Raw genomic sequence first — 26,126 nt, 5'->3', positions numbered from 1 at the left:
AAAAGAATGATTATAAGGAATATGAGATTAAGTGAGGATACAGAGTTGGAAGAGAAGACAAAAAAGAATCTTAAAACTGCGGCGGCAGCCACGGGTATTGTACTTGGCACGACATTCTTAGTTATGAGACATATTGCAAAGAAACAGCAGCCACAGGCTACCTATGCCAATCAGCCGGAAGAACAGAATCCGATGGAGGGCAAGAAGGTAGTTTTTGTTGAAAATGAGAATGAGCCTGCGAATGCTGACGGCAGGTGTGGTCATCTAGAAGCTGTCGGAGAATCTGAACACCTCCCAACCTTTTATGAAAAGTACATCAAGCGTGGCTTTGACGTTGTTCTCTCTTTCGGCGGTCTTGTCGTTCTTTCGCCTATCTATGCTGCAACTGCAATTGCGATTAAGAAAGATGATCCGGGTCCTGTTCTGTTCAAGCAAAAGCGTGTCGGCACGGACAAATCATATTTCCAGTTACTTAAATTTAGATCGATGTCCGTAAATACTCCGAAGGATGTCCCGACTCATATGCTCAAGGACGGTGGTATCACAAAGGTCGGTGCGGTAATTCGCAAGACAAGTATCGACGAGTTGCCACAACTGTGGAACATCTTCTGCGGCAACATGAGCGTGATTGGTCCACGTCCTGCTCTCTGGAATCAGGACTACTTGACTGCCGAGCGTGACAAGTACGGCGCAAACGATGTCAAGCCCGGTCTAACTGGACTTGCACAGATTTCAGGTAGAGATGAGCTTGAGATTGAGGAGAAGGCGAAACTGGATGGAGTATATGCGAAAGCGTTAAAATCATCAAGTCTTGCGGGTTTCCTTATGGATATCAAGATGTTTCTTGGTTCTATCTCTGCTACATTGCATAGTAAAGGTATTGTTGAAGGCGGCACCGGTGCAATTGCAAGAGAAATCAGTAAGGCAGGAATACCTGATCATGCTCTCTTCGATGCTGGCGTTGATGACTATGGATTCAAGAAGGTTTTCTCTATTGATAAGGACAAGCCTCTTCGTATCCTCATCACTGGTGCTGATTCCTATATTGGCACAAGTTTTGAAGCGTGGGCAGCAGAACACTATCCTAATCTTGAGATAGACACAGTTGACATGATTGACGGTTCATGGAGAGAAAAGGATTTCTCCGGCTATGATGTTGTATTCCATGTCGCTGGTCTTGCTCATGCGGATGTTGGTCATGTTGATGATGCCACAAAGCAGAAGTATTATGCAGTTAATACGGATCTTGCCATTGAAACTGCTGAAAAGGCTAAAAAGGACGGCGTGAAGCAGTTTGTGTTTATGAGCTCTATCATAATCTATGGCGATTCGGCTGGATATGGTGAGAGCAAGAGGATTACCGCAACCACTGTGCCTTCACCTGCAAACTTCTACGGCGACAGCAAGTGGCAGGCTGATAAGGGCATCAGAAAGCTGGCTTCAGAGGACTTCAATGTCGCAGTTCTCCGTCCTCCTATGATTTACGGAAGAGGCAGCAAGGGTAACTATCCAACTCTGGCTAAACTCGCTAAGAAGCTGCCTGTGTTCCCGAATATTGACAATGCACGCTCCATGCTTCATATTGACAATCTGACGGAGTTTCTCTGTCAGATTATGCTTTCAGGTTCTGGTGGTATTTTCTTTCCACAGAATGCTGAGTACACAAAGACGAGTGATATGGTCAGAATGATCAGCCATGTTGTAGAAAGCAATATCACAGAGACAAAGGCTTTGAATCCGTTTGTTGTTATTGGTAGCAAAGTGCCGGGTAAGGTGAGCGACTTAGTTCATAAGGCATTCGGCAGTCTAACAATTGATCAGGCACTTAGCAACTATGATGGCATTGATTACAGAGTGAATGGACTGAAGGAATCTATTGAGAAGACGGAGAATGATTTTGCATGAATGTAGCTATTGTTAACTGCTTTGATACATATGAGCATAGGGTTGACTTATTATATGATTTCTTTAGTAAACAAGGAAATAAGGTAAGGGTATATACTTCTGATTTCCGACATATTGAGAAATCCGTTCGAAAAGACATAAAGAAGAATTTCCTATATATTCATGCGAGACCGTATTATAAAAACATATCACCAAGCCGGATGCTGTCTCATGCAAAATTTGCTAAAGATGTTTTTGAACGATTAGAGCATCAAAAAGTGGATTTACTCTGGGTTCTTGTTCCGCCCAATTCACTGGTACGACAAGCTGCTCTTTTCAAAAAGAGCCATCCGACTGTGAAACTGATATTTGATATCATTGATATGTGGCCTGAAACAATGCCAATTGAAAAAATAAAGAGCTTGCCAGTTATTCCAATGTGGGCAAATCTACGTGATAAATGGATTAATTGTGCTGATCATGTTGTGACAGAGTGCGATTTGTTTCAAACAAAACTAATTGAGTTTGTACCGAAAAGTAAGATGACAACAGTATATCTTGCAAGAGAAATAAAGCCTTATATTGGAAATCCAAATCCGCCCGATGACAGAATATCTTTGTGTTATTTAGGTTCAATAAATAATATAATAGATATTCCGACTATAGGAAGAATAATTCAACAGATAAAGCATCAAAAACCTGTTGATCTCCATATTATCGGTGATGGTGAAAAACGTGATGAACTGATTTCAACTGCTAAGCAAGCGGGAGCGAATGTAGTATATCATGGTAAGATATATGATCCAGAGGAAAAACAGGCGATTATGGACAGATGTCACTTTGGATTGAATATTATGAAGGACACTGTTTTTGTAGGATTAACGATGAAAAGCATGGATTATTTTGAAGCAGGACTCCCTATTATTAATAATATTAAGGGTGATATCTGGGATATTGTTGAAAATAAGCGTATTGGATTGAACTATGGTACTGATTATATGGGTGGTATTGACTTTTCTATTATAAACAATGGGCAAGTTAGGCGTTATTTTGAAAACAATTTTTCTGCTATTGTAATCGATAAGGCAATTGAGACAGTTGTGAAAAGTCTATATTCAGCATAAGCTGAAATGATTAGGATAATAAAAAGCTTAAACTGTTGTGATTAATGCCTATAAAATTCTTAAAGATATAGTCATACTCTCACCTTAGATTGTGATAACGCTTTTAGTAATGGGAGGCGCTGTAATGGTTTCAGTATGTATTCCAACATACAATGGTGAAAAATACATCAAAGAACAGATTGATTCAATCTTACAACAATTAGATGAAAATGATGAAATTATAATATCCGATGATTCCTCCACTGACGCAACGATTGATATTATTAGAGCTTTTAATGACCCAAGAATTAAACTATTATTAGATAATCACTTTAATTCACCTATATTCAACTTAGAAAATGCTCTAAAGCACGCTTCGGGTGATTTCATTTTTTTATCTGATCAAGATGATGTTTGGAAGATAAATAAAGTATCTGTTATGAAAAGGTATCTTAAGCAATATACGTGCGTAGTATCAGATGCAGAAATCGTAAATGAGAATTTAATAGTTATTAATCCCTCATATTTCAATTTGAGAAATTGCAAGAAAGGATTAATGAGAAATATCATAAGAAATAGCTACATTGGATGCTGTATGGCATTCAATCGTTCTATCTTAAAGTATGTATTACCGTTTCCAAAGGAGATTCCGATGCATGACGTATGGATCGGGCTAATTTCTGAGAAATACGGTAATAGCATATTTATAAATGACGCATTAATTAAATATAGGCGACATGGTAAAAACGCTAGTCAAACAGGCGAAAAGAGTAAGTATTCTTTGAGAATGAAACTGAAAATGCGTATAAATATAATAATAGCATTAATCAAAAGATAATTGATGATGAATATGAGGGCATAATGAAACAGGATTTTATATATAATATTTTGGCGATAGTGGTATGTATTACCTGTATGTGCTTACAATATAAAACCAATAAAACCAGAATCAAGCGAGTTAGACCAGTACAAGTACAGAATGTGGTGTGGCTAGTAGGATTTTTGATCTATCTGCTAAATGTTGTTCCATATTATCCAATTGATGGAACTGTGTATTTTGCAGCTATGGCATATTTAGTTGCTTATAATTTGGTCTTTCTTATTTCACCGATTGAAGAAACACAAGGACAATCTGGTGAAATTGAATTCAATAGTGATAGGCAAAGAAAAAAAGTAATTACTGCATCTATATTATGCTGGATAGTGTCAATACCGATTCTAAAGAAAACTATCCCAATACTACTAATGTATGGTCCATCACAAGGAATGAACGCCTTGAGATATCGAACATACGGAGAGTATTCAATATTTAGTACACCAGAATTGATGCTGGTAGACTATATTATTCGACCCGTGATGGTTGCAACAATACTATTAATGGCCGAAGAAATATCAAATAAAAAATTTAAATATCAATTGATCATCGTGTCTATTTTAGATGCGTTATGGCTTGTGTTAGCAACTGCTGGAAGATCTTTGTTCGTAACAATAATATTATACGTTTTTTGGGCAGTTGTTATTAAGAATGGGTTTAATATAAAAAAAGTACTAAGTGGTTATAAAAGGTATATTGTACCATGTAGTGTATTATTAATATTTATAGTGCAAATTATATCAAAAAGGATCAATCGTGATAATGGTCTTATAATAGAAGGAACAATTTACTATTTTTCTGGCTTACCGTACTTATCCGCACTGATTAAGAACGGCACAAGTCAATCGTGGACCTTATTTGGAAAAGCTACCTTCAGCTCAATTATTGATATTCCAATTGTTTTTCTTAGAACATTAGGAGTGATAGGTCATGATTTTTTAACAGGTCAACAAACTATGTCTGGACAAGCAAAGGATTTTTTGTTTGTCGGTTATGAAATACAAACAAATGCAACAGCATCAACTCTATTCCCGTTTTATTTGGATTTTGGAATTGTTGGAACGTTTTTAGGCGGATTGTTATTAGGCTGTTTCGCACATTATGTTGAAAGAAATTACACGAATAAACGAGATTGTTTAAGTCTTGGACAATATATTTTTATGTTATCTTTTTCGATGACAACAATTCAAAATTACCCTTTGACAGGAATACCATTTATAATGAAGTGGATATTTATTTATTTATTATTAAAATAAACATGTTCTGTGGTGCAAAAATCGTTATGAATATTAAAGAATGGTGGAGAATCAGTATGATTTACTTCCTTTTTAAAATGATAAAAAAAATGAATAATCTGCGCTTGAAAATCAAGCTTTACTACTACAAGAAACTTTTTCATATGGAATGTAAATCGTGTGGAAAGAATCCGAGAATTATCTTCCCTATTAGTTTAAAAGGCTTGAACAACTGCAAAATTGGGGATAATTTTAAACTTGATTATAATGGGATATTTGAAACTTGGAGTGAACATAATGGAAAAAAATACACCCCATCTATTATTATAGGAAATAATGTTTCGATAGGAAAACGCTGCCATATTGGCTGTATTAATTCGATTATCATTGATGATGATGTATTAATTGGAAGTGATGTTATGATTATAGATCATAATCATGGATTATCTGATTTCTCTGATTTGAATATATCTCCGAATCAAAGGTTATTATCATCAAATGGTGAAATACATATATGTAAAAATGTATGGATAGGAGAGAAAGTGAGTATTCTTTCAGGCGTAATAATAGGTGAAAACTCAATAATAGGAGCAAATAGTGTAGTCACTCATAGTTTTCCTGAAAACTGCATTATATGTGGAAATCCCGCAAAAATCATTCGAAAAGTACAGGTGGATAAATGAAAGAATTGTTTTCTGTGATAATTACAACTTGTAATCGAGATGTTGAAATACTTCGAGAGGCGGTTGAAAGCGTAATTAAACAAACGTATAGTAACATAGAGATCATCATAGTTAACGATGCTCCCTCAAATCAATATAATATTCAAATTGAAAAAATGGTTCGTTCATATCAAGGAGCAATCCAGTATTATATTAATGAGCGTCAGATGGGCGCAAATTATTCTAGAAATCTTGGTGCTTTGAAATCAAGCGGGATGTATTTATCATTTCTGGATGATGATGATTATTGGGAGAATACAAGAGTCTCTAAAATAGTTGAAATGTTTCATAAAGGATATGATATTGTATATTCAGACTTTATTATCTTCGGTAAAAATAAACACCGATATAGTAAACGTGAGAATCCAGAATATGAAAATGCATTAGAACTAATGCTATCCAATAATTATTTAGGTGGGTTTTCAAATGTATCTTTTACAAAACAGTGCTTTATAGATTCAAAAATGCTAGACGAAGAGATGCCCTCTTATCAAGATCAGGATTTATTCATTAGAATGATTCAAATCGGGAGAATTGGATATATAGAAGAAGCTCTTTCTTATTATAGAATTAATGAGAACTCAATATCATTGAATTCGAAAAAAAAATTAGACGGATTACTTATGCTCGTGTCGAAATACTCACTTTTATATGAAAAATATCCAAATGCGTTAAGAATCAGATTAGAGAATGAACTAGTATATGCCTGTAAACAAGGATGGAAAGTGAATAAAAGTAGAATTATCGATATGCTTAAACACCAAGAGAGTTATTTTAGAATTATTTATTTGGTATTACTTGGAACAGCTAAAAATATAGCTGTTAATATATTAAAATTGCAGTGAGGTACATTTATATGCCAAAAATATTAGCACTTTATCTCCCACAATTTCATGAGATCCCAGAAAATAATGAGTGGTGGGGAGAAGGTTTTACGGAATGGAATGTTGTTAAATCAGCAAAACCGTTAAATCGTTACATCAAACAACCAAGGATTCCAGTTGAAGGTTATTATGATCTATCTCGAATTGAAAGTATAAGACATCAAGTTGATCTTGCAAATAAATATGGAATAAATGGGTTTGTAATGTACTCATATTATTCGAATGGAAAAAAACTGCTTGAGACACCTGCAAAACTTCTGCTAATGAATAAAGATATTAGAATAGAATACTGCTTTTCATGGGCTAATCATGATTGGATGAGAACTTGGTTTTCATACAACAAACAAATGCTAAGAAAGCAGGAATACGCAGCAAGTTTTGAAGATGTAAAACAGCATTTTTATGAATATCTCCCTTATTTTATGGATGATAGATATATCAAAGTAGATAACAAGCCTGTTTTGTTTATTTATGATTATGAAGCGATTCCTGATTTTAATATATATAGAGAAGGATGGGATCGATTAGCAAAAGAAAATGGTTTTAATGGTATATTTTTAGTTCAAACATTAGGTGGGCATCATTTAATATGGAACAAGAAATATTTTGATGCGTGTTTTGATTATGAACCCACTTACACAACGTTTTTAGAAATGAAATTTCAGCATACTATTAATAGGATTAGAAGAGGAATAAAAAAGCTGGTGAAAGGCAAATTTGTCACAAATTATTTTAATTATGACTCAGTATGTGATTTGATAGAAAAGCGAATAGATAATGATCCTAATCACTATTTGGGACTGTTTGCTGAATGGGATAATTCACCTCGTCACTCTCACAATTGTACTATATTTAAAAACTTTAGTATTCCTCGATTTAAACAGCTTGTATATTCACAAATTAAGAAGTCTGTTTCGGTTGGGAAAGGCTTCCTTATTATAGATGCTTGGAACGAATGGGGTGAAGGAGCCTATCTAGAACCCGATAATATATCAGGGTTTGAAAAACTTAATACAATTAGAGATGTTTTAAGTGGATTTATGCAAGATAATTAGACTATTTAAGCTTGAATTTAAATTACAGATAACAATTTTGAGTTTAAAAAGTTTTGGTAAGCTCATGGTTATATATGTCTCCACTAAACTACTGCCATTCAAAAAGCAATTAATTCTTGTCAATGAGAGATTGTTTGTTGAATAATTTTAATTATATGCCACATTTATGAGGGCAAAAAATGGTATTAAAGGATAAAGTCGAGAATATGAAAAAACCATAATTTTATAAGGAGAAAAGATATGACTATAATCGTAACAGGCGGAGCCGGCTTTATAGGTTCAAATTTTGTATTCCATATGCTTGACACATATTCTGATTACAGGATAGTATGCGTGGACAAGCTCACATACGCAGGAAATCTCAGCACACTTGAAAGTGTAATGGATAACCCGAATTTCCGTTTTTGCAAGATTGATATCTGTGACAGAGAGGCTATCTACAAGCTTTTTGAGGAAGAAAAGCCTGATATCGTAGTAAACTTCGCAGCAGAGTCACACGTTGACCGCTCTATCGAGAATCCTGAGATATTCCTCCAGACTAATATTCTCGGTACACAGGTCCTCATGGACGCTTGCAGAAAGTACGGTATTCAGAGATATCATCAGGTAAGTACCGACGAGGTTTACGGCGACCTTCCGCTTGACCGTCCCGACCTCTTCTTTACAGAGACTACACCTATCCACACAAGCAGCCCTTACAGTTCTTCAAAAGCTGGTGCTGACCTGCTTGTTATGGCTTACCATAGGACTTATGGCCTCCCTGTGACAATTTCGCGCTGCTCCAATAACTACGGACCTTACCACTTTCCAGAGAAGCTGATCCCACTGATGATAGCAAATGCGCTCGCAGACAAGCCTCTCCCTGTTTACGGCAAGGGTGAGAATGTTCGTGACTGGCTGTATGTCGAGGATCACTGCCGTGCTATCGATCTCATAATACACAAAGGCAGAGTCGGCGAGGTATACAATGTCGGCGGTCACAACGAAATGAGAAATATTGACATCGTTAAACTTATCTGCAAGGAACTCGGTAAGCCTGAGAGCCTTATCACATATGTTACCGATCGTAAAGGCCACGATATGCGTTATGCTATTGATCCGACAAAGATCCACAACGAACTCGGTTGGTTGCCTGAGACAAAGTTCGCAGACGGCATCAAGAAGACGATAAGGTGGTATCTCGACAACGAAAAATGGTGGAAGGACATCATCTCCGGTGAGTATCAGAACTACTACGAGAAGATGTATGGGAATCGATGATGAAGGTTTTTGTAACTGGCGTTAACGGTCAGCTCGGACATGATGTTGTGAACGAACTGGCTGCAAGAAGTATTGAAGCTGTCGGCAGTGATATCACTGATGTATATTCAGGCGCTGCAGATGGAAGTGCTGTAACAAATGCTGAATATGTAAAGCTTGATATTACCGATAAAAATGCGGTTGAAACTGTTATCTCCAACTCCAAGTGTGATGTTGTTATCCACTGTGCTGCATGGACAGCAGTAGATGCTGCTGAGGACGAGGAGAATAAGCCGAAGGTCAAGGCAATAAATGTTGACGGTACGCAGAATATCGCTGATATCTGCAAGAAGATCAATGCAAAAATGGTCTACATCAGCACTGACTATGTGTTCAACGGTCAGGGAACCGAGCCTTGGATTCCGGATTGCAAGGACTATGCACCAATGAATGTATATGGTCAGACTAAGCTTGACGGAGAGCTTGCGGTTGCAAATACCCTTGAAAAGTACTTCATTGTACGTATTGCCTGGGTATTCGGCAAGAACGGCAAGAACTTCATCAAGACTATGATAAATGTCGGCAAGACACATGATGAAGTAAGGGTTGTAAACGATCAGATCGGTACACCTACATATACTTTTGATCTTGCAAGGCTGCTCGTTGATATGATAGAAACCGAGAAATATGGCTATTACCATGCAACAAACGAAGGCGGCTATATCAGCTGGTATGATTTTACTAAAGAGATATACAAAGCAGCAGGAATGTCCACTAAAGTCATACCGGTTACTACAGCCGAGTATGGACTCTCAAAGGCTGCAAGACCATTCAACAGCCGACTTGATAAGTCAAAGCTGGTTGAAGCAGGATTTAAGCCGCTTCCAACATGGCAGGATGCAGTTGCAAGATATGTAAAGGAGTTAGAATAATGGGACAGATAAAAGTTCAGAAAAATGTTGGTGGTATCGAAGGGCTGTGTGTTATTGAGCCTGCCGTCCATGGTGACAATCGTGGTTACTTCATGGAGACATACAATCAGAAGGACATGGAAGCTGAGGGACTGAACTACACATTTGTTCAGGACAATCAGTCAAGCTCCACAAAGGGCGTTCTGAGAGGACTTCACTATCAGTTCAACCATCCGCAGGATAAGCTTGTCAGAGTAATAAGGGGCGAGGTATTTGATGTTGCTGTTGACCTTAGAAAAGGTAGCAAAACTTTTGGCAAGTGGTTTGGCATTAAGCTGACCGAAGAAAACAAGAAGCAGTTCCTTATCCCGAAGAATTTCGCTCACGGCTTCATCGTACTCAGTGACGAGGCTGAATTCTGCTACAAGGTTACGGACTTCTGGTATCCTAATGATGAAGGTGGTTTGATGTGGAATGATCCGACAATCGGTATCGAATGGGAAATGCCTGAGGGTATGACAGATGCTGACCTGAATCTTTCAGAAAAGGATACAAAGAATCTTTCGTTCAATGAATACTGTGAAAAAGAGGGCATAACGCTCTGAGGAGGTCAAAATGAAAGGAATCGTTCTTGCAGGTGGAAGTGGTACACGACTCTATCCGCTAACAAAGGTAACATCAAAGCAGCTTCTCCCCATTTATGACAAGCCGATGATATACTATCCGCTGTCAGTGCTTATGCAAGCAGGGATACGTGATATACTCATAATTTCCACACCGCAGGATACTCCCAGATTTGAGGACCTTCTCGGTGATGGACATCAGTTTGGAATAAACTTACAGTACAAGGTGCAGCCATCACCTGACGGACTTGCACAGGCATTTCTGATCGGTGAAGAATTCACAAAGGGCGAGCCATGTGCTATGGTTCTCGGTGATAATATTTTCTCAGGTCACGGACTTGTGAAGCGTCTGAAAAAGGCAGTTGAGAACGCTGAAAATGGCAATGGTGCAACAGTATTCGGGTATTATGTTGACGATCCAGAACGTTTCGGTATCGTTGAATTTGACGGAAACGGCAAGGCTGTTTCAATAGAGGAAAAGCCTGAGCATCCAAAGTCAAACTACTGCGTAACAGGTCTTTACTTCTATGACGAAAAGGTAGTAGAGTATGCTAAGTCCCTCAAGCCTTCTGCAAGAGGTGAGCTGGAAATTACCGACCTCAACCGTATTTATCTTGAAAGCGGTAAACTCAATGTTGAACTTCTCGGACAGGGCTTTACATGGCTTGATACAGGTACACATGAGTCTCTCGTTGAGGCTACGAATTTCGTAAAGACAATTGAAGATCATCAGCACAGAAAGATCGCTTGCCTTGAAGAAATTGCATACCTCAATGGATGGATCTCTAAAAAAGAACTGATGGCAGATGCAAAGGAACTTATGAAGAACCAGTATGGAAGATACCTTATGGATGTACTGAATGGAAGGTATATCGAAGCGTAAAACGGACGCTTATTTCGGTATTTTATTGCCGAAGAAAAAAATATGGTGGTGAAGATATGAAAATCCTTTTCTTATTGCATTCAACAGTGATGGGAGGAGCGACAATAACTTTTTTAAACTTGTTATCTGAACTGAAAAAAAAAGATATTGAGCCCTTTGTAATAATCCCTTATGATAATCAAAATTCTGGAAATGTAGAAATTATTGAAAGATTGAATCAGTTAGGTGTAAAATATCAACGTTGTAATATGAATCCGTTGTGTTTAACTGAAAAAAAAGGTTCTGTATTACGAGAATTATATAGAAAAACTGTACTATCTTATAGAAGAATAAAAAGTGAAAAAGACATAAAAAGAGTGATTAAAACGCAAAAACCGGATTTGATTCATACTAATACTGGTGTGATTCAGGAGGGCTACTTGTTAGCTAAAAGACTTGGTATTCCGCATCTATGGCATATAAGAGAATATCAAACATTGGATTTTCACAGGAGGTTGTATCCTTCCGAAAAAAAAGTTAAAGAGATGTTTCGAGAATCATATACGGTTATAATAACATATGATATGCAAAAATATTTCGGCTTAGAAAACAATATTAAATCAAAGGTTATATATGATGCACTATTCTTTAAGAATGAATGTAAAATTGAAACAAAAGAAAAGATGAAGTATTTCCTAGTTGCTAATAGAATATCGCCTGAAAAAGGCATAACTGACGTTATAGATGCGTTCGCTATATTTTGTAAAAATAACAGTGAATTTATTCTTAAGATTGCGGGATTTGGTGACGATGGATATATTGATATGATTAAACAAAAGTGTGAAGACTATGGAATTATAAGCAGGGTTCAGTTTATAGGTTTTCAAAAGGATATCAAACCATTTATGTTATCCGCCAAAGCCTTGATAGTTGGGTCGTATAATGAGGGTTTTGGAATGATGACTGCAGAGGCGAATATGTTAGGCTGCCCAGTTATTGGGAGAAATACCGCTGGAACAAAGGAGATTTTAGAAAAAACAAAAGGCGGCTTTCTATATGATAGTATTTCTCAAATGGCAGAGTATATGACTGAAATATCAAAAATGAACGACATGGATGTTTTGAATTTTATGAAAAATCCGATAGAAATTGCCATTAGTTTGTATAGTATTGAGAAATCAGCTTCATCAATTTATGATTACTATAGAGAGATACTTTCAGTAAATAATGGAGGAGTAACATATGTTGATAAATAGGATTGGCATCATAACTTTTCATTTTGCATACAATTATGGTGCTGTATTACAAGCGTTAGCGCTGTCTAATTTTTTAACAAACAATTCATATAATGTAAAAATCATTAATTATTATCCTCCTGAGTTGCATCACGAGTATTCCTTGAATCCATTTGATTCTCGAAGTAAAGGAGAAATACTGGGGAAAGCCAAGCTGTTTTTTAAGCGAAAGAGACAGTATGCCCTGTTTGATAATTTTGTAATTAACAATCTTACTATTACGGATAATGTCACCAAGGATAAGCTGGGATTATTAAACAGTGATTTTGACTGCTTTATTACAGGTAGCGATCAGGTTTGGAATGATGCCTTCCTTAACGATTCTTCTCCATATTTTCTTTCTTTTGTAGATTCAGAAAAAATGAGTATTTCATATGCTGCTAGTTTTGGCAATAAAAGAATATCTAATGAAATATCTGAGAATATAAAAAAATATCTCCCCTTGTTTTCGTGGGTAAGTGTTCGTGAGAGATTTGGCGTAAATATTTTAAATCTATCACATATAAACTCGGATTTAGTAATCGATCCTGTTTTTTTGCTATCATTAGATGAATGGTTAAATTTTCAGAACGAGAATGTAAAAGAGGATAATTTTATATTCTGATTATCCCGTTTACACACCAATTAATTTGGTGTAATATAAGAACTAGAAATACTCGGCGGTTATCCTTCCCCCGCCTGCGGCGGGGGAAGGATAACATCAACACGATGATTCATTGTTATATAGCACTTTTTAATGGTGTGTTAAAGGGATAACCATGTTTTATATTATATTATTTATTGCGCTCTGATAAAGAGTTGGATGAACAAGCAATCAAAATTGCTTCCGAAAAGAATCTCAGAATTATTGGTATTCATCCAACCTGCCAAAATAGGTCAACTAGTAATTTGATTGATATAAGAAATGATGTTGGACCGAGCGAATTTCTCAGCTTAATTTATGAAACTAAAGTCATTGTTACAAATTCATTTCATGCCTTTGCCTTTGGCTTAATCTATAAAAAGCCGGTGATTTTTAACGGAACTAATGATTTAAAAGACAGAATATGTGATTTATTAAACGAAATTAATTACAATTATAGCGAAAACGGAATGATTTATATCGACCCCAATAAGGTTAATTACGAAAGGCTTATTAATTATGTAGAGACATCTAAAGAGTTACTTCTACAAGAGTTGAAAAGCAATTGATGACTGAACTAAGATGAATAAGAAAAATTTATTAAAGAATGCAACTATAGGTTTTGTAGGGCAGTTCATTACCATGATTCTTGGATTAATCGTACCAAGAATCTTTATATCGAGTTATGGCTCTGACATAAACGGCTTGCTCACCACTTTAACGCAAATATTCACCTATATGGCACTACTCGAAGCTGGAATTGGACAAGCTGCGAGAAATGCATTATATAAGCCTATTCATGATAATGACCATGATGGTGTATCGTTTATTGTTTCAGCAGCTATGAATTATTATAGAAAACTGACATTAATCTATGGCTTGGCAGTTTGTACATTGGCTGTTGTAGCACCGATTGTATTAAAGACAGAAGTTGATTATAAGACAATATTCCTTGTCATTCTGTTGGAAGGCGCTTCTTCTGTTCTTTCATTTTATTATGTTCAAACGGTTAAAGTTACGCTTAATACGGATGGAAAGGAATACATTAATGGTATTACTGATCTGGTTTATAAGGTTTTGTCCTATATAATCAGAATTATACTAGCTTTAAATGGCATTAGCATTGTTATTTTACAGGCTTGCTATTTACTTTTAACGATTGGAAAAGTGGCTTTCTATCGCTATTATTTCAGGAAGAATTACGCTTGGATCAATGAGAAGGCTGCACCCAAAACTGCAAAACTGAATGACAGGAATTCCTATATCATTACAGAAATTGCATGGACAATATTCTCATCAACAGACTTAATTGTTCTTTCTGTATTTGTCAGCACCACTTTGTCAAGTGTATATTCAGTTTATAATATGGTCTTTGTGAGTATAAACACGCTATTAAATGCTATATATTCCAGCATCAATTACACTTTAGGAGTGAAGTATCATGAAGGACTATCTGTATATGAAAAGGTTCATGATGCGTTTATGTCTGTATTTATCGGTTCTATGACCATACTAATGTCTGTTGCGTATGTCCTAACAATTCCTTTCATTACTATGTATACGCGTAGTATTGCCGATGTCAATTATCTTTACTCGGAATTACCTATCATGTTTTGTTTAGTTCAGATTCTTTCATGGAGTCGATACATTCAAGGAAACTTGACAGGTGTAGCCGGCTATGCAAAACCAACGAGTCGTATTTCACTTATTGAAGCAATAACTAACATTACGCTGTCTATCATTCTTGTTCTTAAATTTGGAATTGTGGGTGTTCTGTTTGCAACTGTTATTGCGCTTCCTCTTAAAATCATCTATACAACTTATATCAGTGACAAGAAGGTTATGCATAGATCTTATAGAAAGTCTATTACTATCATTGGATCTAACATACTATTATTTATCATAGTTGTTATCCTAGATAAGGTTATAGACTTTGAGATTGCAAATATTCCTACATTTTTGCTTGCTGGCATTGTTTTGACTCTTGTGATAGGGGCAATAGGAACGCTCATGAATCTAATAATCAACCCAACTTGTTTTGAAATGATAAAATCATTGAAACGCTCAAAGAGAAAAGAGGTGTGAATAACGTCTTGGATAAATATAATGTTCCACTTGTATTTGCTGTAAAGCATAAAGATGAGCGGATCCGAATGGCATCACGTTCAGGAGGAATCTTTACGGCTTTGTCAGATTATGTGTTGGATAGAAATGGTGTCGTATATGGATGCATTTTGACTGATGACTTGTTGGCAAAGCATATTCGTGCCACTTCAAAAGAAGAACGAGACAGGATGCGCGGCTCTAAGTATATTCAAAGTTCATTAGGAAATGTATTTGAATTGGTGGAAGACGATCTGAAAGCCAATAAGCAAGTGTTGTTTTCAGGCACTTCTTGCCAAGTAGCTGGATTGCAATTGTTTTTGGGACAAGAGTATTCCAATCTGATTTGTGTTGACATTGTATGTCACGGAGTTCCAAGTCCACTTATCTGGGTCAATTATATAAAATGGCAAGAGGAAAGAGCCAATAGTCAGATAGATAATGTTGATTTTAGAAATAAAAGAGAGTTTGGCTGGGCAGCTCATGTTGAATCATTATATATGAAGAACAATTCAAGAGTGGATAGTGATGTTTTTAAGGAATTGTTTTATGGCCATGATATACTCAGGCCTTGTTGTCACAGATGTCCTTATAAATCTATAATGCATCCTGGAAATATAACTATTGCAGATTATTGGGGAATTCAAAATGCCGCACCGGGCTTTGATGATAACAAAGGTGTTTCATTAGTTCTTGTTAATGATGAATTAGGAAATAATATGTTCAATGCTGTTAATGATAGTTTAGATTATAAGGAATGTGATATTGAAAAGAGTTTACAACCGCCTTTGAAAGCACCTTTTCCGTTTCCAGATAATCGGTATCAGTTTTGGAAAGACTTTTATATGCAAAATTTTGATTATCTCGCAAAGAAATACACTAATTTTGGCTTTATCAATAAGAGTAAACAATTCGCAATACGTTTAGCACATAAATTACTTAGGAGATGATAGAAATGAAAAGAATAACTCGTGTTAACTCATCTCATGAGTACGATGATGTGCCTGCCGGTACCAAGGTTTATCAGTATGCAGATGGCTCTTTTTTACCGGATGAACAACAACCGAAGCCTCAAGACCAGACTTGTTATCAGCCACATATTTCAACACGTTATAAAAATATAAAAATAGGAACAAACGGTATTCCATTAGCTTATAGCCCTAAAACAAAGAGCTTGATTGAAACTGATAAGCAACTTCCGGAACTATATAACATTCGAGAGAATTGCTGTGGATGTACCGCCTGTTATGCTGTTTGCACCGTAAAAGGATTGTTGCTTAATAGCGGCAAAGATTCTGTTGGAAGTTTCGGTGAGAAATATGACCTGCCACATGGTGCAATTTTTATGGAAGAAGACGAGGAAGGCTTTCTTTATCCGGTATTGGATGCAAGTCTCTGTATTCGGTGCTACAAGTGTGTGGAAGTTTGTCCTATTAAATATTCTGCTACTAATTGAGAACCACATAACAGTAAAGGAGTAATACATATATGAATATAGCAGTTGCAGGAACTGGTTATGTCGGTCTTTCCCTTGCTGTGCTTCTCGCACAGCATAACCATGTGACAGCAGTTGATGTTGTCCCTGAAAAGGTAGAAAAGATCAACAATCATATATCCCCGATTCAGGACGATGAGATCGAGAGATACCTCACAGAAGGAAAAACAGCAGGTGGCAAGGACAGCAACCTTGATTTGACCGCTACACTTGACGGAGCATCAGCCTACAGTTCTGCCGAACTCATCATCATAGCAACCCCTACAAATTACGACAGCAAGAAAAATTTCTTCGATACATCTTATGTTGAAGCAGCCATGGATCTTGTTTTTGAATCAAACAAGGGCAAAAGTCGTGAGGAACACCCTGTGATTATCATCAAATCCACAATTCCTGTCGGCTATACAAAGAGGATCACAGAGCACTATATTAGCCTCTACGGAGAAGTTGGTAAGAACATTATCTTCGCACCTGAATTCCTCCGTGAGTCAAAGGCTCTTTACGATAATCTCTATCCGAGCCGCATTATCGTGGGTTTTCCACAGGACGATGAGATCTGTTGCAATGCAGCTCACACCTTCGCAGATCTTCTCCAACAAGGAGCAATTGCAGAGAACATCCCTACTTTATACATGGAAACAACAGAGGCAGAGGCAGTCAAGCTGTTTGCGAATACTTATCTTGCACTCCGCGTGTCATACTTCAACGAACTGGATACATACGCTGAAATGAAAGGCTTAGACACACAGGCAATTATCAATGGTGTGTGCTTGGATCCTCGTATTGGCACACACTACAATAATCCTTCCTTTGGCTACGGCGGTTATTGTCTACCGAAGGACACCAAACAGCTTCTCGCTAACTATGCTGATGTTCCACAGAATCTTATTGGAGCAATCGTTGAGAGCAACAGGACAAGAAAAGACTTTATCGCTGAGCGTGTGCTTGAGATTGTCGGTGCCTATGAAGGTTCTGATGATTTTGATAGAGCGAAAGAGAAGGAAGTTGTCATCGGTGTATACCGTCTTACCATGAAGTCAAACTCCGATAACTTCCGTCAGAGTTCTATTCAGGGTGTTATGAAACGTATCAAGGCTAAGGGTGCAACTGTAATTATCTATGAGCCTTCTTTACAGGATGGTGAGACGTTCTTCGGCAGCCTTGTGGTTAACGACATCGAAGAGTTCAAGAAGCGTTCTGCTGCTATCATTGCAAACAGATATGATTCTTGTCTTGATGATGTGGCTGATAAGGTCTATACAAGGGATCTGTTCCGAAGGGATTAAGTTACCCTGAAACAAGTGTACGAACCAGTGTGGTTACCATTTTAATAGAATTTGTTGATTTAAAGGAGAAGGTAATGGAAGATTATAAGGAACGATTTCGTCAGTTGATGAAACGGATGCACTTGCCGAGTAATAGCGAAAAGTACACGCAGGTTTGCATCCATCCCAAAGACCTTGGATACGGAAATGTGCTATGGGATTTATGCAAAGCATTTACCGTAGAAAACCCTTCATTCGATATGAATGATCTAGCGAAATATAAGGTTAGAGAAGGATTGAATCCACGTATAGCAAGCAGAGATCTTGATAAAATAGAAGAGATATTGGACAATAATGCCTGGGCAAAAGAGTGACTGCTCCAGATGGCTACAGCTCTTGACAAAAACACACTCTCTGTGGTTATACTAAAGCCATATGAAAAAGATAATCAATCCGCACTTCATCCACCTCCTATTCGCCATCTACCTCTTCGCTATGCTATACATCACTCTTATATGAAGTCCGAATACAAGAAAGGAGCCACCACCCATGCCTAAAACTTCTATAATCTTCGACATCGGCGGCGTTCTGACGGATTTCGATTGGGACAGTTTCGTAGCTAAATACTTAGATCCCGAAACAGCCGATATCGTGACTAGAGCTATGTGGCGCAATCCAGACTGGGTGGAGTTTGATAAGGGGAGCATGACTGATGAAGAAGTTCTCAAGTTGTTCATTAGCTCTGCTCCGAACTACGAAGCCGAGATCAGACTCATCTTCTCCAAACTCGGTGAGTGTCCGCGTGATAAAGCATCCACTGTGCCGTTGATCACAACCCTGAGATCAAAAGGTTATAAGATTTTCTTCCTCTCCAACTACTTCGAGTACCTGATGCACGTGTTCCCACTCAACTTTCTCCCACACTTCGATGGCGGCGTGTTCTCCTGCTATGAGCACGTTGTGAAGCCTGATAAGCGGATATATGAGATACTGTGTGAGCGGTATGGGCTAGAAAAGTCAGAATGCGTGTTCATCGATGACAGCGAGAAGAACGTCAAAGGTGCTGAAGCTGTCGGGATGAAAGCGATTTGGTATAATGGGGAAAGTATGGATGAGCTACTTGAGCTGATAGATGAGATTGAGAGGCTTGACAAGAACCGATGAAGTACAGGCTAAAACAGTTAAGAGAACACAATAAAATGACTGTTGCCGTTTTTGCAAGGCTTTGCAATATGTCTGCATCTCTTGAATCGCGCTTAGAAAATGGAGAAACCAATTTTTCTGAAGATAGTATTAGCAGAATTCTAAAAGGCACTCGCGTTAACAAGGAATGGTTTATGGATGGCACTGGAGAGATGTATCCAAGTAATCAGACCGTCGGTGATCGGCTAAAACAGTTGCGCACAGAGCTAAAACTCATGTATATCCCGCCCACACTGCCACAACTGCACGGATATTTTGCCACATCTCGCCGCTGACTGCCCACGGGCACTGCCCGGCAAAATATGATATACTTGATATGGCGCGTCAATGACGTGACTACATATCAAGGAGGTCTATCATATGGTGGACTACAAAGAAATACTCAGGCTTACCAGTATGGGATACAGCTTGAGACAGACCGCTGCAAGAGTGGGGCATTCTCATCATACCGTCAAGAATGTTCTGGAACTTGCTGCAAAGCATGGAGTGGAATGGCCTATCGATGAGGATGTGACTAATGCTGAGCTTGAAAAGCTTTTCTATCCGGAAAGGAGAACAGCCGGAAGTCATTATGCAGAGCCAGATTACGACTACATCCACCGTGAGCTGTCCAAGAAAGGTGTGACACTCACACTACTCTGGAATGAATACTGTGAGCATGCCTATGCAAACGGTGAAACACCCTACATGAGCACCCAGTTCGGTGACAAATACCGTCGCTGGGCTCGTGTAACTAAAGCTACCATGCGTGTAACGCATAAGCCTGGAGATGTTATGCAGGTAGATTGGGCAGGCGGCACTATTCCGTACTTTGACAGCGTTACAGGTGAGGAGTACAAGGCTTACATCTTCGTAGCAGCATTGCCTTGCAGCAGTTATCTTTACGTTGAAGCCTGCACCGACATGAAGCAGGAGAACTGGCTCATGTGCCACATTCACGCTTATGAATACTTCGATGGTGTGACAAGAGTTTTGGTTCCGGATAATCTCTAATGTAAAGCTTCACATTAGAGATTTAATGTAAAGAGGATGTTAATGTAAAGTCGGCCGTTTCAATGAAAGTCTGATCGGCATTCCATCATGACCTACTTTACATTAACAAATGCGTGTTATCCTAGTGAATCCAAGAAGGAAATCAAAATCGTCCTTTTCTTTGTCTGAAAAGAAATCAAGGCTTTCTGATACTGTTTTCTCAGCTACTGTCTCGATAGCCTTTCTGATAACTTCCGGATTCGTTGACAGGTAAATCTGAGTTGTTGCAACAGACTCATGTCCCAAGAAATCCCTGACATTATAAATGTTTACGCCATTGTCCACAAGGTGTGTGGCTTTACTGTGGCGTAATCGATGTGGGTATACAGAGCCGGTTATAATACCGGGAACCGTATCGTTTGCCAACTTAGAGTATTTCCTTATTATGTACGCGGACTGCCTTGCCTTGTTAGCCGGTCACCATTCCTGTTGCAAAACATTGGGGACTCTTGCATAAGACCGAATTGCCTGATATATTTTGAGATGATTTTTTCTGTTTTTCCCAGTAACGGAATGGTGCGATATTTATTTCCCTTACCATGCACATATATCCTGCAGCATTGACCCGGCTGAAAGTCTTTGACATCTAGTGAAATGATTTCCTGAACCCTACAAGCTGAATCGTACATAAGGGATAAGATTGCCAAATGCCTTAGTCCCTCGTTAGATGATGAGTCGATCGATGAAAGCATTTGCTTTATAGCATCCGTAGACATACAATCAGGAAGCCTTTTATCTTCCTTTGCAAATGGTATACTGAGTATTTCGCTGCATTGCCCGGAGTATTCAGGTGAGATCATCATTACATATCGAAAAAATGATTTTATATGTGCCAATCTTACATTTTGGGTAGGCACCCCATTTTTCCTGACATTCGAAAGCCAAGAGAGAAACTTGAGTACTACATCGCAGTCAATCTCATCAACAGTTTTCTTTGATATGCTTTTACCGGATTCTGACATAAATTTAAGCAAAAGCTTAAAGGTGTCTCGGTATGATGAAACAGTATTAGGGCCGTAATTATGCTGTTTCATTAGGTAAGACATAAAATATCGTTGTATATAGAAGAATAAATTATCACTCATTGTCCACCTCCGGGAATAGACTCCCCAAGGATGATTCTTTCTGCAAGAAATCCGTATGTCCCTGTTCTGTGAAATGAATGTATTTTTCTGTATCTATGTAATTCACATGTCCGACGTATGCCGCCAGTATTGGAATAGCAGTATAGACATTCATTCCGTTTTCCAACATTTTTTCCAGACTTTTGGTGCAGAATGTATGCCGGATAGAATGGATATTTGGCGTCTTACCATCTGACTTGTGTATGCCTGCCGTCTTAAACATCTTTGGAAACATATATTTCATAGCATCATATGTAAGATGACCACCGGTGTAGGAGGAAGTGAAAAACGGTCTATTCTCATCAGACATATCTATAGTCTTGGCATAGTCAAATAGGACTTCTTTCAAGCTGTCGGATACAGGAATAAATCTTGAAACGCCATTTTTACCGTTGATAACATTGATCACACCGTTTGAAGTGTCAACATTCGCCCGCTTCAGTGCAAGGACTTCGCCTATGCGCATTCCGGTACCTATAAGTAATCTGACGAGCACTGGGTATATCTGCTGATGCGAGCTCGACTTTCTTGATGCAGGAAGCGTGTCGGCTGCAATAGTCAGACGGCGCAGTTCATCGTCGCTGAAAATGTACGGACGAAATTCACTCTTTACCGTTCGCATATATTTTCGTGGGACGATGACCGCATCAATTCCGAGAAGCGCCAAGAAAGAACAAAACTGGCGGAGATTCGCTGTAAGATATTGGCGTTCTAATTCGCTTAATCCATCACGAGGAGCCAGTAACTCCTCCACCATCTGGTCAGATATATGGTGTTCATAGTAAGTATTAAGCGAATTGTTCAGTTTCCTTAAGCGAACCATGGTTGAATGAGCAACTTTTTCACCTTTTCCACGCTTGAACTCTATGAATTTTTCAAAATATGGTTTGAAAAAACCTTCTTCAAATTTAAGAAATTCCTTGTCATTGATCATTTTTTAGGCACCTCCAATGCTGCTGCTCGGAGATGCTCTATATCTGACCATACATAAGTTTTTGTGGATGCCGCAGATGTGTGTCCAAGTATCACAGCAATCTCATTTATCGGGGTTCCTGAAACCAAAAGGTTTGTTGCCAAACTATGCCTTAAAGAATGCAGACCATGATGTTTACCTTTTGTATCAACACCGGCAATTTCAAAAAACGGTAATATCTTGTCGCCAAAGTGATCATTCATTGAGTATGCAATGTACGGTTTTCTAAGTCGGATGAACACATTCGAACAGTCTGACTCAGGACGCACATTCTTAATATAGTCAAGGAGTGCAAAAAGGATCTCATCTGTCATGGGAAGGGAAATCTCTTTGTGCGTCTTGTACTGCGTGATATTTATTGTGCGATTTTTCCAGTTTATATTGTCAAGAACCATTGCTTTGATATCGCTTGAGCGAAAACCGTACACACTTGCCAAAAGCATCATAAGATAGACTGTTTTTCCCCATGGGGTATTCCTGTCGACAGCATTCAGGATACGCCTTACTTCTTCTGCCGTGTAAAAGGATGGGAGTCTTTCATGCTTTCCGGAATGAATCCCTGTCAAAAAGGGAATCGGATCGAAAGATAGCGCTCCTGAGAACTCATCATAGGAAAAGAAATTCCTTAACGTATACAAAATGGACGCTTTTCCCTGTGATGAATACCTATCATTGAGGGACGATACAAATCTTGCAAACAGCTCCGGCGTGATGCCCTCTAATGATGTACATTTACACTCCTCAAGAAAAGCAAAAAACACAGTGATTCGTCCGGATCTCGTGCGTACTGTGCCATCGCTCTTTTGGTCATTTCTCATGAAAGTTTCATATTTTCTGATGACATTCAGGTACGTAATGGGACAATCACGCTTATGGGTGGTATACTTTCTCTTAGGTTCTTTTCCATTAAGGATATCCAGAATCATCTGAACAGCTCTTCCTCGACGTTCTTTTGATTTTGACGGAACAGCTTCAAATGCAGGGACCCCGACGATAATACGATAGTATTCTTGGATCACATCTTCCGGAGAAACCTCCAAATCCGTTCCTTTAGCATACCGCTGTAAATCATTAGAGATCCGAATGTAAGCCTGTGCTGTTTTGGATTCAGATCCGTAGTTTTGTATGATGTGTCTTTGAAACAGTTGGATTGCATCATACAGTGTCATTGAGTAACTGGAATCAATCATGATGATAATTCCTCCTTTCTATGATTGATCCAATTATATCATATTAATGTAAAGTCGAATACCTATAATCATTAGATTTTAGATCTATTTTTATTCAGCTTTACATTAACATCCTCTTTACATTAAATCTCAAAACCGGTGTGACGGCGAACACTCGCTATGAAACGCAGCTGAACGAGAGTTACCGTGAACTTGCGGAATATTACGGCACAGCCATTGTTCCTGCCAGAGTTCGCAAGCCGCAGGATAAAGGGTTCGTTGAACGCTCGGTCGGATTCTCTACAACATGGATAACCGCCGCACTTCGTGAGCGTAAGTTTTTCTCTTTTGCAGAGGTCAGAGAGGCTGTTGACGAGCGCCTCGAATATGTCAATACAAAGCCATTTCAGAAACGTTCCGGAAACCGTAGAGAAGCATATCTATCTGAGGAAAAGGAATTCATGCTGCCGCTGCCTAAGCACAGATATGAGCCCTCTGTGTGGAAACAGCAGACTGTCGGGAACGACTATCTGATCTCGGACGGCTTGAATAAATATTCTGTTCCTTTTGACCTTATCGGGGATCAGGTGCAGATACGCCTGACCAAAGATCTGATTGAGGTGTATTTCAAAGGTAGCCGCATGACTTCACACAAGCGACTTGAAAAGTACAGCGTTCAGCCTGTCGTGAAACCTGAGCATATGCCGACGAATCACCGCGAGTATCTGAACTACAATGCCGATGAATTCAAGGAATGGGCGTCAACGGTTGGCAAATCCGTTGAGGAAGTCGTGAAGCATTTCCTGACCTCCGGCAGCGTTCCCGAACAGGGGTACAAGGCCTGTGTAAGCCTAACGAAGCTCGGTAAGCGTTACGGAAAGAAGAAACTTGAAGCCGCCTGTGAGCGTATGCTGGCGTTCTCGTCATCTCCTTCGATACGCACGATAACAACGCTGCTGAAAAACAACAAAGAGCCTGACAAACCCACGGAAAAGACCGATGACAGCAACAAATATGGCATCACACGCGGTGCCGCCTACTGGAGAAAGGTAGGTGGTAGCAAATGATCAACAGCACAATTGAGTGTTTAAGAGCTATGAAGATGAATTCAATGGCTGCCGAGCTTGAACGTCAGCTTGAAGATGCCGACAGCTACAAACAGCTTGGTTTCGAGGACAGACTTACACTTCTTGTTGATGCCGAATGGAACCGCAGGCAGAACAACAAGCTCGTAAGATACATCAGGAACGCTCATTTCTCCGATGCTAATGCAACCATTGAAGGTATTGAATACATTGAGGACAGACATCTCGACAAAGGCAAAATGCTTCGATTTGCGACCTGCAATTATGTTGACGAGGGTAGGCATATTATCCTTATGGGTGCATCGGGCAATGGAAAAACTTACGTCGCCTGCGCTCTCGGAAATGCCGCCTGCCGTAAGTTCAAGTCGGTGCGCTACATAAGACTTCCGGAGCTGCTTGATGAACTCTCCATTGCAAGAACAAACGGGGAATTTGCTAAGGTAATCAAAGCATACAAGAAAGTCGATCTGCTGATCCTCGACGAGTGGCTTATCCGCAAGCTTGCTCCGAATGATGCCTACAATCTGCTGGAGATCATCGAAGCAAGGATCGAAAAGTCGATGATTTTTTGCACACAGTACCATGCCGAGGGCTGGTACGAACGCATAAATCCCGATCCTGAAAACGACAGTCCGATATCCGATGCGATAATCGACAGGATAATCAATACCGCATATCCGGTAATGATCGATGGTGAAATATCCATGAGAAAACGTCATGGGCTTCCGGAAGGAGCTGAACCGTGATGGAGAATTACTGTGCTTTCAGCAAGGATCACAAGTGCTTGAAATGGGAGGATTATCTGCTCACCCGTCACGAGCTTGCGGAAGCCGAACACTTGTGTCACGGCAACTGGATAGAGATCCAGCGGCTGTATGAGTATATCGACCGGCTCAAGGCTATTCTTGATGAGAATGAGATAGACTATCCGGAAATCTGATCAACTTTAACGGGGAGCCTGTCTGAGTTCAGGCGGGCTCCATTTTTGATACGTTAAATATGTCGATGCGGTTCTATCGCGGCACGATGCGGTTCAAAATGCGTGAGAGTGCGGTTCCGAGTCCGTGCAGCTGCGGTTTTGGGGTCGGCATATACAATCTGTTCTTTTGCAGATGCAGTCAGACCGTTTTTATTCGGGCTCGACCATATTACTGCGACTTTTTTCATGATAAGTCCTCCTTTAAAAATGAGGGTGTTGCAACCGCAGCACCCTCTAACCATATCCGAACATCAGAGTAAAAAACATATTAACTGGTGAAATAAGCTGTTTCAGTGCGCACATCCCCAACAGTGATACCGTACTCAAAGACCGTCAGAGAGAGTCAGAAAGCGGGACTGCCTATCGAGGCATATTTTGCGGAAAAAGTC

At 38.9% G+C, this 26,126-nt stretch carries 30 protein-coding genes; 25 read left to right on the top strand and 5 right to left on the bottom strand.

The window, feature by feature from the left end:
- The first annotated feature begins 45 nt into the window (after positions 1 to 45).
- From RUMAL_RS21510 to RUMAL_RS19530, 22 genes are all read left to right on the top strand, one after another.
- Positions 46 to 1,905: a sugar transferase gene (locus tag RUMAL_RS21510; protein ID WP_242837783.1), complete on the top strand. Its 1,860-nt coding sequence runs from the start codon at positions 46 to 48 to the stop codon at positions 1,903 to 1,905.
- On the top strand, positions 1,902 to 3,008 hold the full coding sequence (locus tag RUMAL_RS21085; RefSeq protein WP_013483826.1) for a glycosyltransferase: 1,107 nt from the start codon (positions 1,902 to 1,904) through the stop codon (positions 3,006 to 3,008). Before RUMAL_RS21510 ends, RUMAL_RS21085 begins: the two co-directional genes overlap by 4 nt.
- A gap of 124 nt (positions 3,009 to 3,132) precedes the next feature.
- A complete protein-coding gene (locus RUMAL_RS19625) occupies positions 3,133 to 3,825 on the top strand; it encodes a glycosyltransferase family 2 protein (RefSeq protein WP_013483825.1) in 693 nt (230 codons plus the stop codon).
- A 23-nt stretch (positions 3,826 to 3,848) separates the two neighbouring features.
- A complete protein-coding gene (locus RUMAL_RS19620; protein ID WP_013483824.1) occupies positions 3,849 to 5,117 on the top strand; it encodes an O-antigen polymerase in 1,269 nt (422 codons plus the stop codon).
- Positions 5,118 to 5,143: 26 nt separating this feature from the next.
- Positions 5,144 to 5,779 carry an acyltransferase gene (locus RUMAL_RS22775; protein WP_157865512.1) on the top strand — a complete coding sequence of 212 codons (636 nt, stop codon included), beginning with the start codon at positions 5,144 to 5,146 and terminating at the stop codon, positions 5,777 to 5,779.
- Positions 5,776 to 6,663, top strand: coding sequence for a glycosyltransferase family 2 protein (locus RUMAL_RS19610; RefSeq protein ID WP_013483822.1), 888 nt, complete (start codon positions 5,776 to 5,778; stop codon positions 6,661 to 6,663). The genes RUMAL_RS22775 and RUMAL_RS19610 overlap by 4 nt, the downstream gene beginning before the upstream one ends.
- Positions 6,664 to 6,674: 11 nt before the next feature.
- Positions 6,675 to 7,757 (top strand): glycosyltransferase WbsX family protein, encoded by a 1,083-nt coding sequence (locus tag RUMAL_RS19605; protein ID WP_013483821.1) that lies wholly within the window; start codon positions 6,675 to 6,677, stop codon positions 7,755 to 7,757.
- Positions 7,758 to 7,997: 240 nt separating this feature from the next.
- Positions 7,998 to 9,017 carry a dTDP-glucose 4,6-dehydratase gene (rfbB, locus tag RUMAL_RS19600; protein ID WP_013483820.1) on the top strand — a complete coding sequence of 340 codons (1,020 nt, stop codon included), beginning with the start codon at positions 7,998 to 8,000 and terminating at the stop codon, positions 9,015 to 9,017.
- On the top strand, positions 9,017 to 9,928 hold the full coding sequence (gene rfbD / locus RUMAL_RS19595) for a dTDP-4-dehydrorhamnose reductase (RefSeq protein ID WP_028504427.1): 912 nt from the start codon (positions 9,017 to 9,019) through the stop codon (positions 9,926 to 9,928). Before rfbB ends, rfbD begins: the two co-directional genes overlap by 1 nt.
- Positions 9,928 to 10,512: a dTDP-4-dehydrorhamnose 3,5-epimerase gene (gene rfbC, locus RUMAL_RS19590; RefSeq protein WP_013483818.1), complete on the top strand. Its 585-nt coding sequence runs from the start codon at positions 9,928 to 9,930 to the stop codon at positions 10,510 to 10,512. The genes rfbD and rfbC overlap by 1 nt, the downstream gene beginning before the upstream one ends.
- Before the next feature lie 10 nt (positions 10,513 to 10,522).
- Positions 10,523 to 11,413, top strand: a complete 891-nt coding sequence (gene rfbA / locus RUMAL_RS19585) for a glucose-1-phosphate thymidylyltransferase RfbA (RefSeq protein WP_013483817.1) — start codon at positions 10,523 to 10,525, stop codon at positions 11,411 to 11,413.
- Between the two features lie 56 nt (positions 11,414 to 11,469).
- The gene (locus RUMAL_RS19580) at positions 11,470 to 12,648 is read left to right on the top strand and encodes a glycosyltransferase (RefSeq protein ID WP_013483816.1); all 1,179 of its coding nucleotides are present in this window, start codon (positions 11,470 to 11,472) and stop codon (positions 12,646 to 12,648) included.
- Positions 12,635 to 13,291 (top strand): polysaccharide pyruvyl transferase family protein, encoded by a 657-nt coding sequence (locus tag RUMAL_RS19575; protein WP_043551200.1) that lies wholly within the window; start codon positions 12,635 to 12,637, stop codon positions 13,289 to 13,291. The genes RUMAL_RS19580 and RUMAL_RS19575 overlap by 14 nt, the downstream gene beginning before the upstream one ends.
- Positions 13,292 to 13,467: 176 nt before the next feature.
- The gene (locus RUMAL_RS19570) at positions 13,468 to 13,878 is read left to right on the top strand and encodes a polysaccharide pyruvyl transferase family protein (protein ID WP_043551197.1); all 411 of its coding nucleotides are present in this window, start codon (positions 13,468 to 13,470) and stop codon (positions 13,876 to 13,878) included.
- A 13-nt stretch (positions 13,879 to 13,891) separates the two neighbouring features.
- Positions 13,892 to 15,394 carry a polysaccharide biosynthesis C-terminal domain-containing protein gene (locus RUMAL_RS19565; RefSeq protein WP_013483815.1) on the top strand — a complete coding sequence of 501 codons (1,503 nt, stop codon included), beginning with the start codon at positions 13,892 to 13,894 and terminating at the stop codon, positions 15,392 to 15,394.
- On the top strand, positions 15,391 to 16,362 hold the full coding sequence (locus RUMAL_RS19560) for a Coenzyme F420 hydrogenase/dehydrogenase, beta subunit C-terminal domain (RefSeq protein ID WP_013483814.1): 972 nt from the start codon (positions 15,391 to 15,393) through the stop codon (positions 16,360 to 16,362). The genes RUMAL_RS19565 and RUMAL_RS19560 overlap by 4 nt, the downstream gene beginning before the upstream one ends.
- Before the next feature lie 5 nt (positions 16,363 to 16,367).
- Positions 16,368 to 16,868: an NADH-quinone oxidoreductase subunit I gene (locus RUMAL_RS19555; RefSeq protein ID WP_013483813.1), complete on the top strand. Its 501-nt coding sequence runs from the start codon at positions 16,368 to 16,370 to the stop codon at positions 16,866 to 16,868.
- Between the two features lie 32 nt (positions 16,869 to 16,900).
- Entirely contained in the window at positions 16,901 to 18,193 is a 1,293-nt protein-coding gene (locus RUMAL_RS19550) for a nucleotide sugar dehydrogenase (RefSeq protein ID WP_013483812.1), read from the top strand.
- A gap of 74 nt (positions 18,194 to 18,267) precedes the next feature.
- Positions 18,268 to 18,546 carry a hypothetical protein gene (locus tag RUMAL_RS19545; protein ID WP_013483811.1) on the top strand — a complete coding sequence of 93 codons (279 nt, stop codon included), beginning with the start codon at positions 18,268 to 18,270 and terminating at the stop codon, positions 18,544 to 18,546.
- Between the two features lie 175 nt (positions 18,547 to 18,721).
- The gene (locus RUMAL_RS19540; RefSeq protein WP_013483810.1) at positions 18,722 to 19,336 is read left to right on the top strand and encodes an HAD family hydrolase; all 615 of its coding nucleotides are present in this window, start codon (positions 18,722 to 18,724) and stop codon (positions 19,334 to 19,336) included.
- Positions 19,333 to 19,650 (top strand): helix-turn-helix domain-containing protein, encoded by a 318-nt coding sequence (locus tag RUMAL_RS19535; RefSeq protein WP_013483809.1) that lies wholly within the window; start codon positions 19,333 to 19,335, stop codon positions 19,648 to 19,650. The genes RUMAL_RS19540 and RUMAL_RS19535 overlap by 4 nt, the downstream gene beginning before the upstream one ends.
- An 85-nt stretch (positions 19,651 to 19,735) precedes the next feature.
- The gene (locus RUMAL_RS19530) at positions 19,736 to 20,368 is read left to right on the top strand and encodes a DDE-type integrase/transposase/recombinase (protein WP_037304908.1); all 633 of its coding nucleotides are present in this window, start codon (positions 19,736 to 19,738) and stop codon (positions 20,366 to 20,368) included.
- A 102-nt stretch (positions 20,369 to 20,470) separates the two neighbouring features.
- On the opposite strand, the gene RUMAL_RS22770 is transcribed toward RUMAL_RS19530, so the two are convergent.
- Genes RUMAL_RS22770 through RUMAL_RS19515 form a run of 4 tightly spaced genes read right to left on the bottom strand, consistent with a single transcriptional unit; the run spans position 20,471 to position 23,673 of the window.
- Positions 20,471 to 20,773, bottom strand: coding sequence for a tyrosine-type recombinase/integrase (locus tag RUMAL_RS22770; RefSeq protein WP_272868116.1), 303 nt, complete (start codon positions 20,771 to 20,773; stop codon positions 20,471 to 20,473).
- Between the two features lie 17 nt (positions 20,774 to 20,790).
- The gene (locus RUMAL_RS22765; protein ID WP_272868115.1) at positions 20,791 to 21,492 is read right to left on the bottom strand and encodes a tyrosine-type recombinase/integrase; all 702 of its coding nucleotides are present in this window, start codon (positions 21,490 to 21,492) and stop codon (positions 20,791 to 20,793) included.
- On the bottom strand, positions 21,485 to 22,465 hold the full coding sequence (locus tag RUMAL_RS19520; protein WP_013483768.1) for a tyrosine-type recombinase/integrase: 981 nt from the start codon (positions 22,463 to 22,465) through the stop codon (positions 21,485 to 21,487). The genes RUMAL_RS22765 and RUMAL_RS19520 overlap by 8 nt, the downstream gene beginning before the upstream one ends.
- Entirely contained in the window at positions 22,462 to 23,673 is a 1,212-nt protein-coding gene (locus tag RUMAL_RS19515) for a tyrosine-type recombinase/integrase (RefSeq protein WP_242843401.1), read from the bottom strand. Before RUMAL_RS19515 ends, RUMAL_RS19520 begins: the two co-directional genes overlap by 4 nt.
- Positions 23,674 to 23,834: 161 nt before the next feature.
- Between RUMAL_RS19515 and RUMAL_RS19510 the strand changes: the two genes are divergently transcribed.
- The 3 genes from RUMAL_RS19510 to RUMAL_RS19500 are packed head-to-tail and all read left to right on the top strand — an operon-like array spanning position 23,835 to position 25,698.
- Positions 23,835 to 24,740, top strand: a complete 906-nt coding sequence (locus RUMAL_RS19510; RefSeq protein ID WP_154662845.1) for a Mu transposase domain-containing protein — start codon at positions 23,835 to 23,837, stop codon at positions 24,738 to 24,740.
- Positions 24,737 to 25,504 (top strand): ATP-binding protein, encoded by a 768-nt coding sequence (locus RUMAL_RS19505; protein WP_013483807.1) that lies wholly within the window; start codon positions 24,737 to 24,739, stop codon positions 25,502 to 25,504. The genes RUMAL_RS19510 and RUMAL_RS19505 overlap by 4 nt, the downstream gene beginning before the upstream one ends.
- Complete coding sequence (locus tag RUMAL_RS19500; protein ID WP_013483806.1) at positions 25,504 to 25,698, top strand: mobility-associated LCxxNW protein; 195 nt, start codon at positions 25,504 to 25,506, stop codon at positions 25,696 to 25,698. Before RUMAL_RS19505 ends, RUMAL_RS19500 begins: the two co-directional genes overlap by 1 nt.
- Before the next feature lie 53 nt (positions 25,699 to 25,751).
- Here RUMAL_RS19500 and RUMAL_RS22075 read toward each other — a convergent pair whose 3' ends face one another.
- Positions 25,752 to 25,925, bottom strand: a complete 174-nt coding sequence (locus tag RUMAL_RS22075; protein ID WP_154662914.1) for a hypothetical protein — start codon at positions 25,923 to 25,925, stop codon at positions 25,752 to 25,754.
- Positions 25,926 to 26,126: the final 201 nt, after the last annotated feature.

Source organism: Ruminococcus albus 7 = DSM 20455 (assembly GCF_000179635.2).
GTDB classification, from domain to species: Bacteria; Bacillota; Clostridia; order Oscillospirales; family Ruminococcaceae; genus Hominimerdicola; species Hominimerdicola alba.
This window is presented reverse-complemented; position numbering and strand designations above follow the sequence as displayed.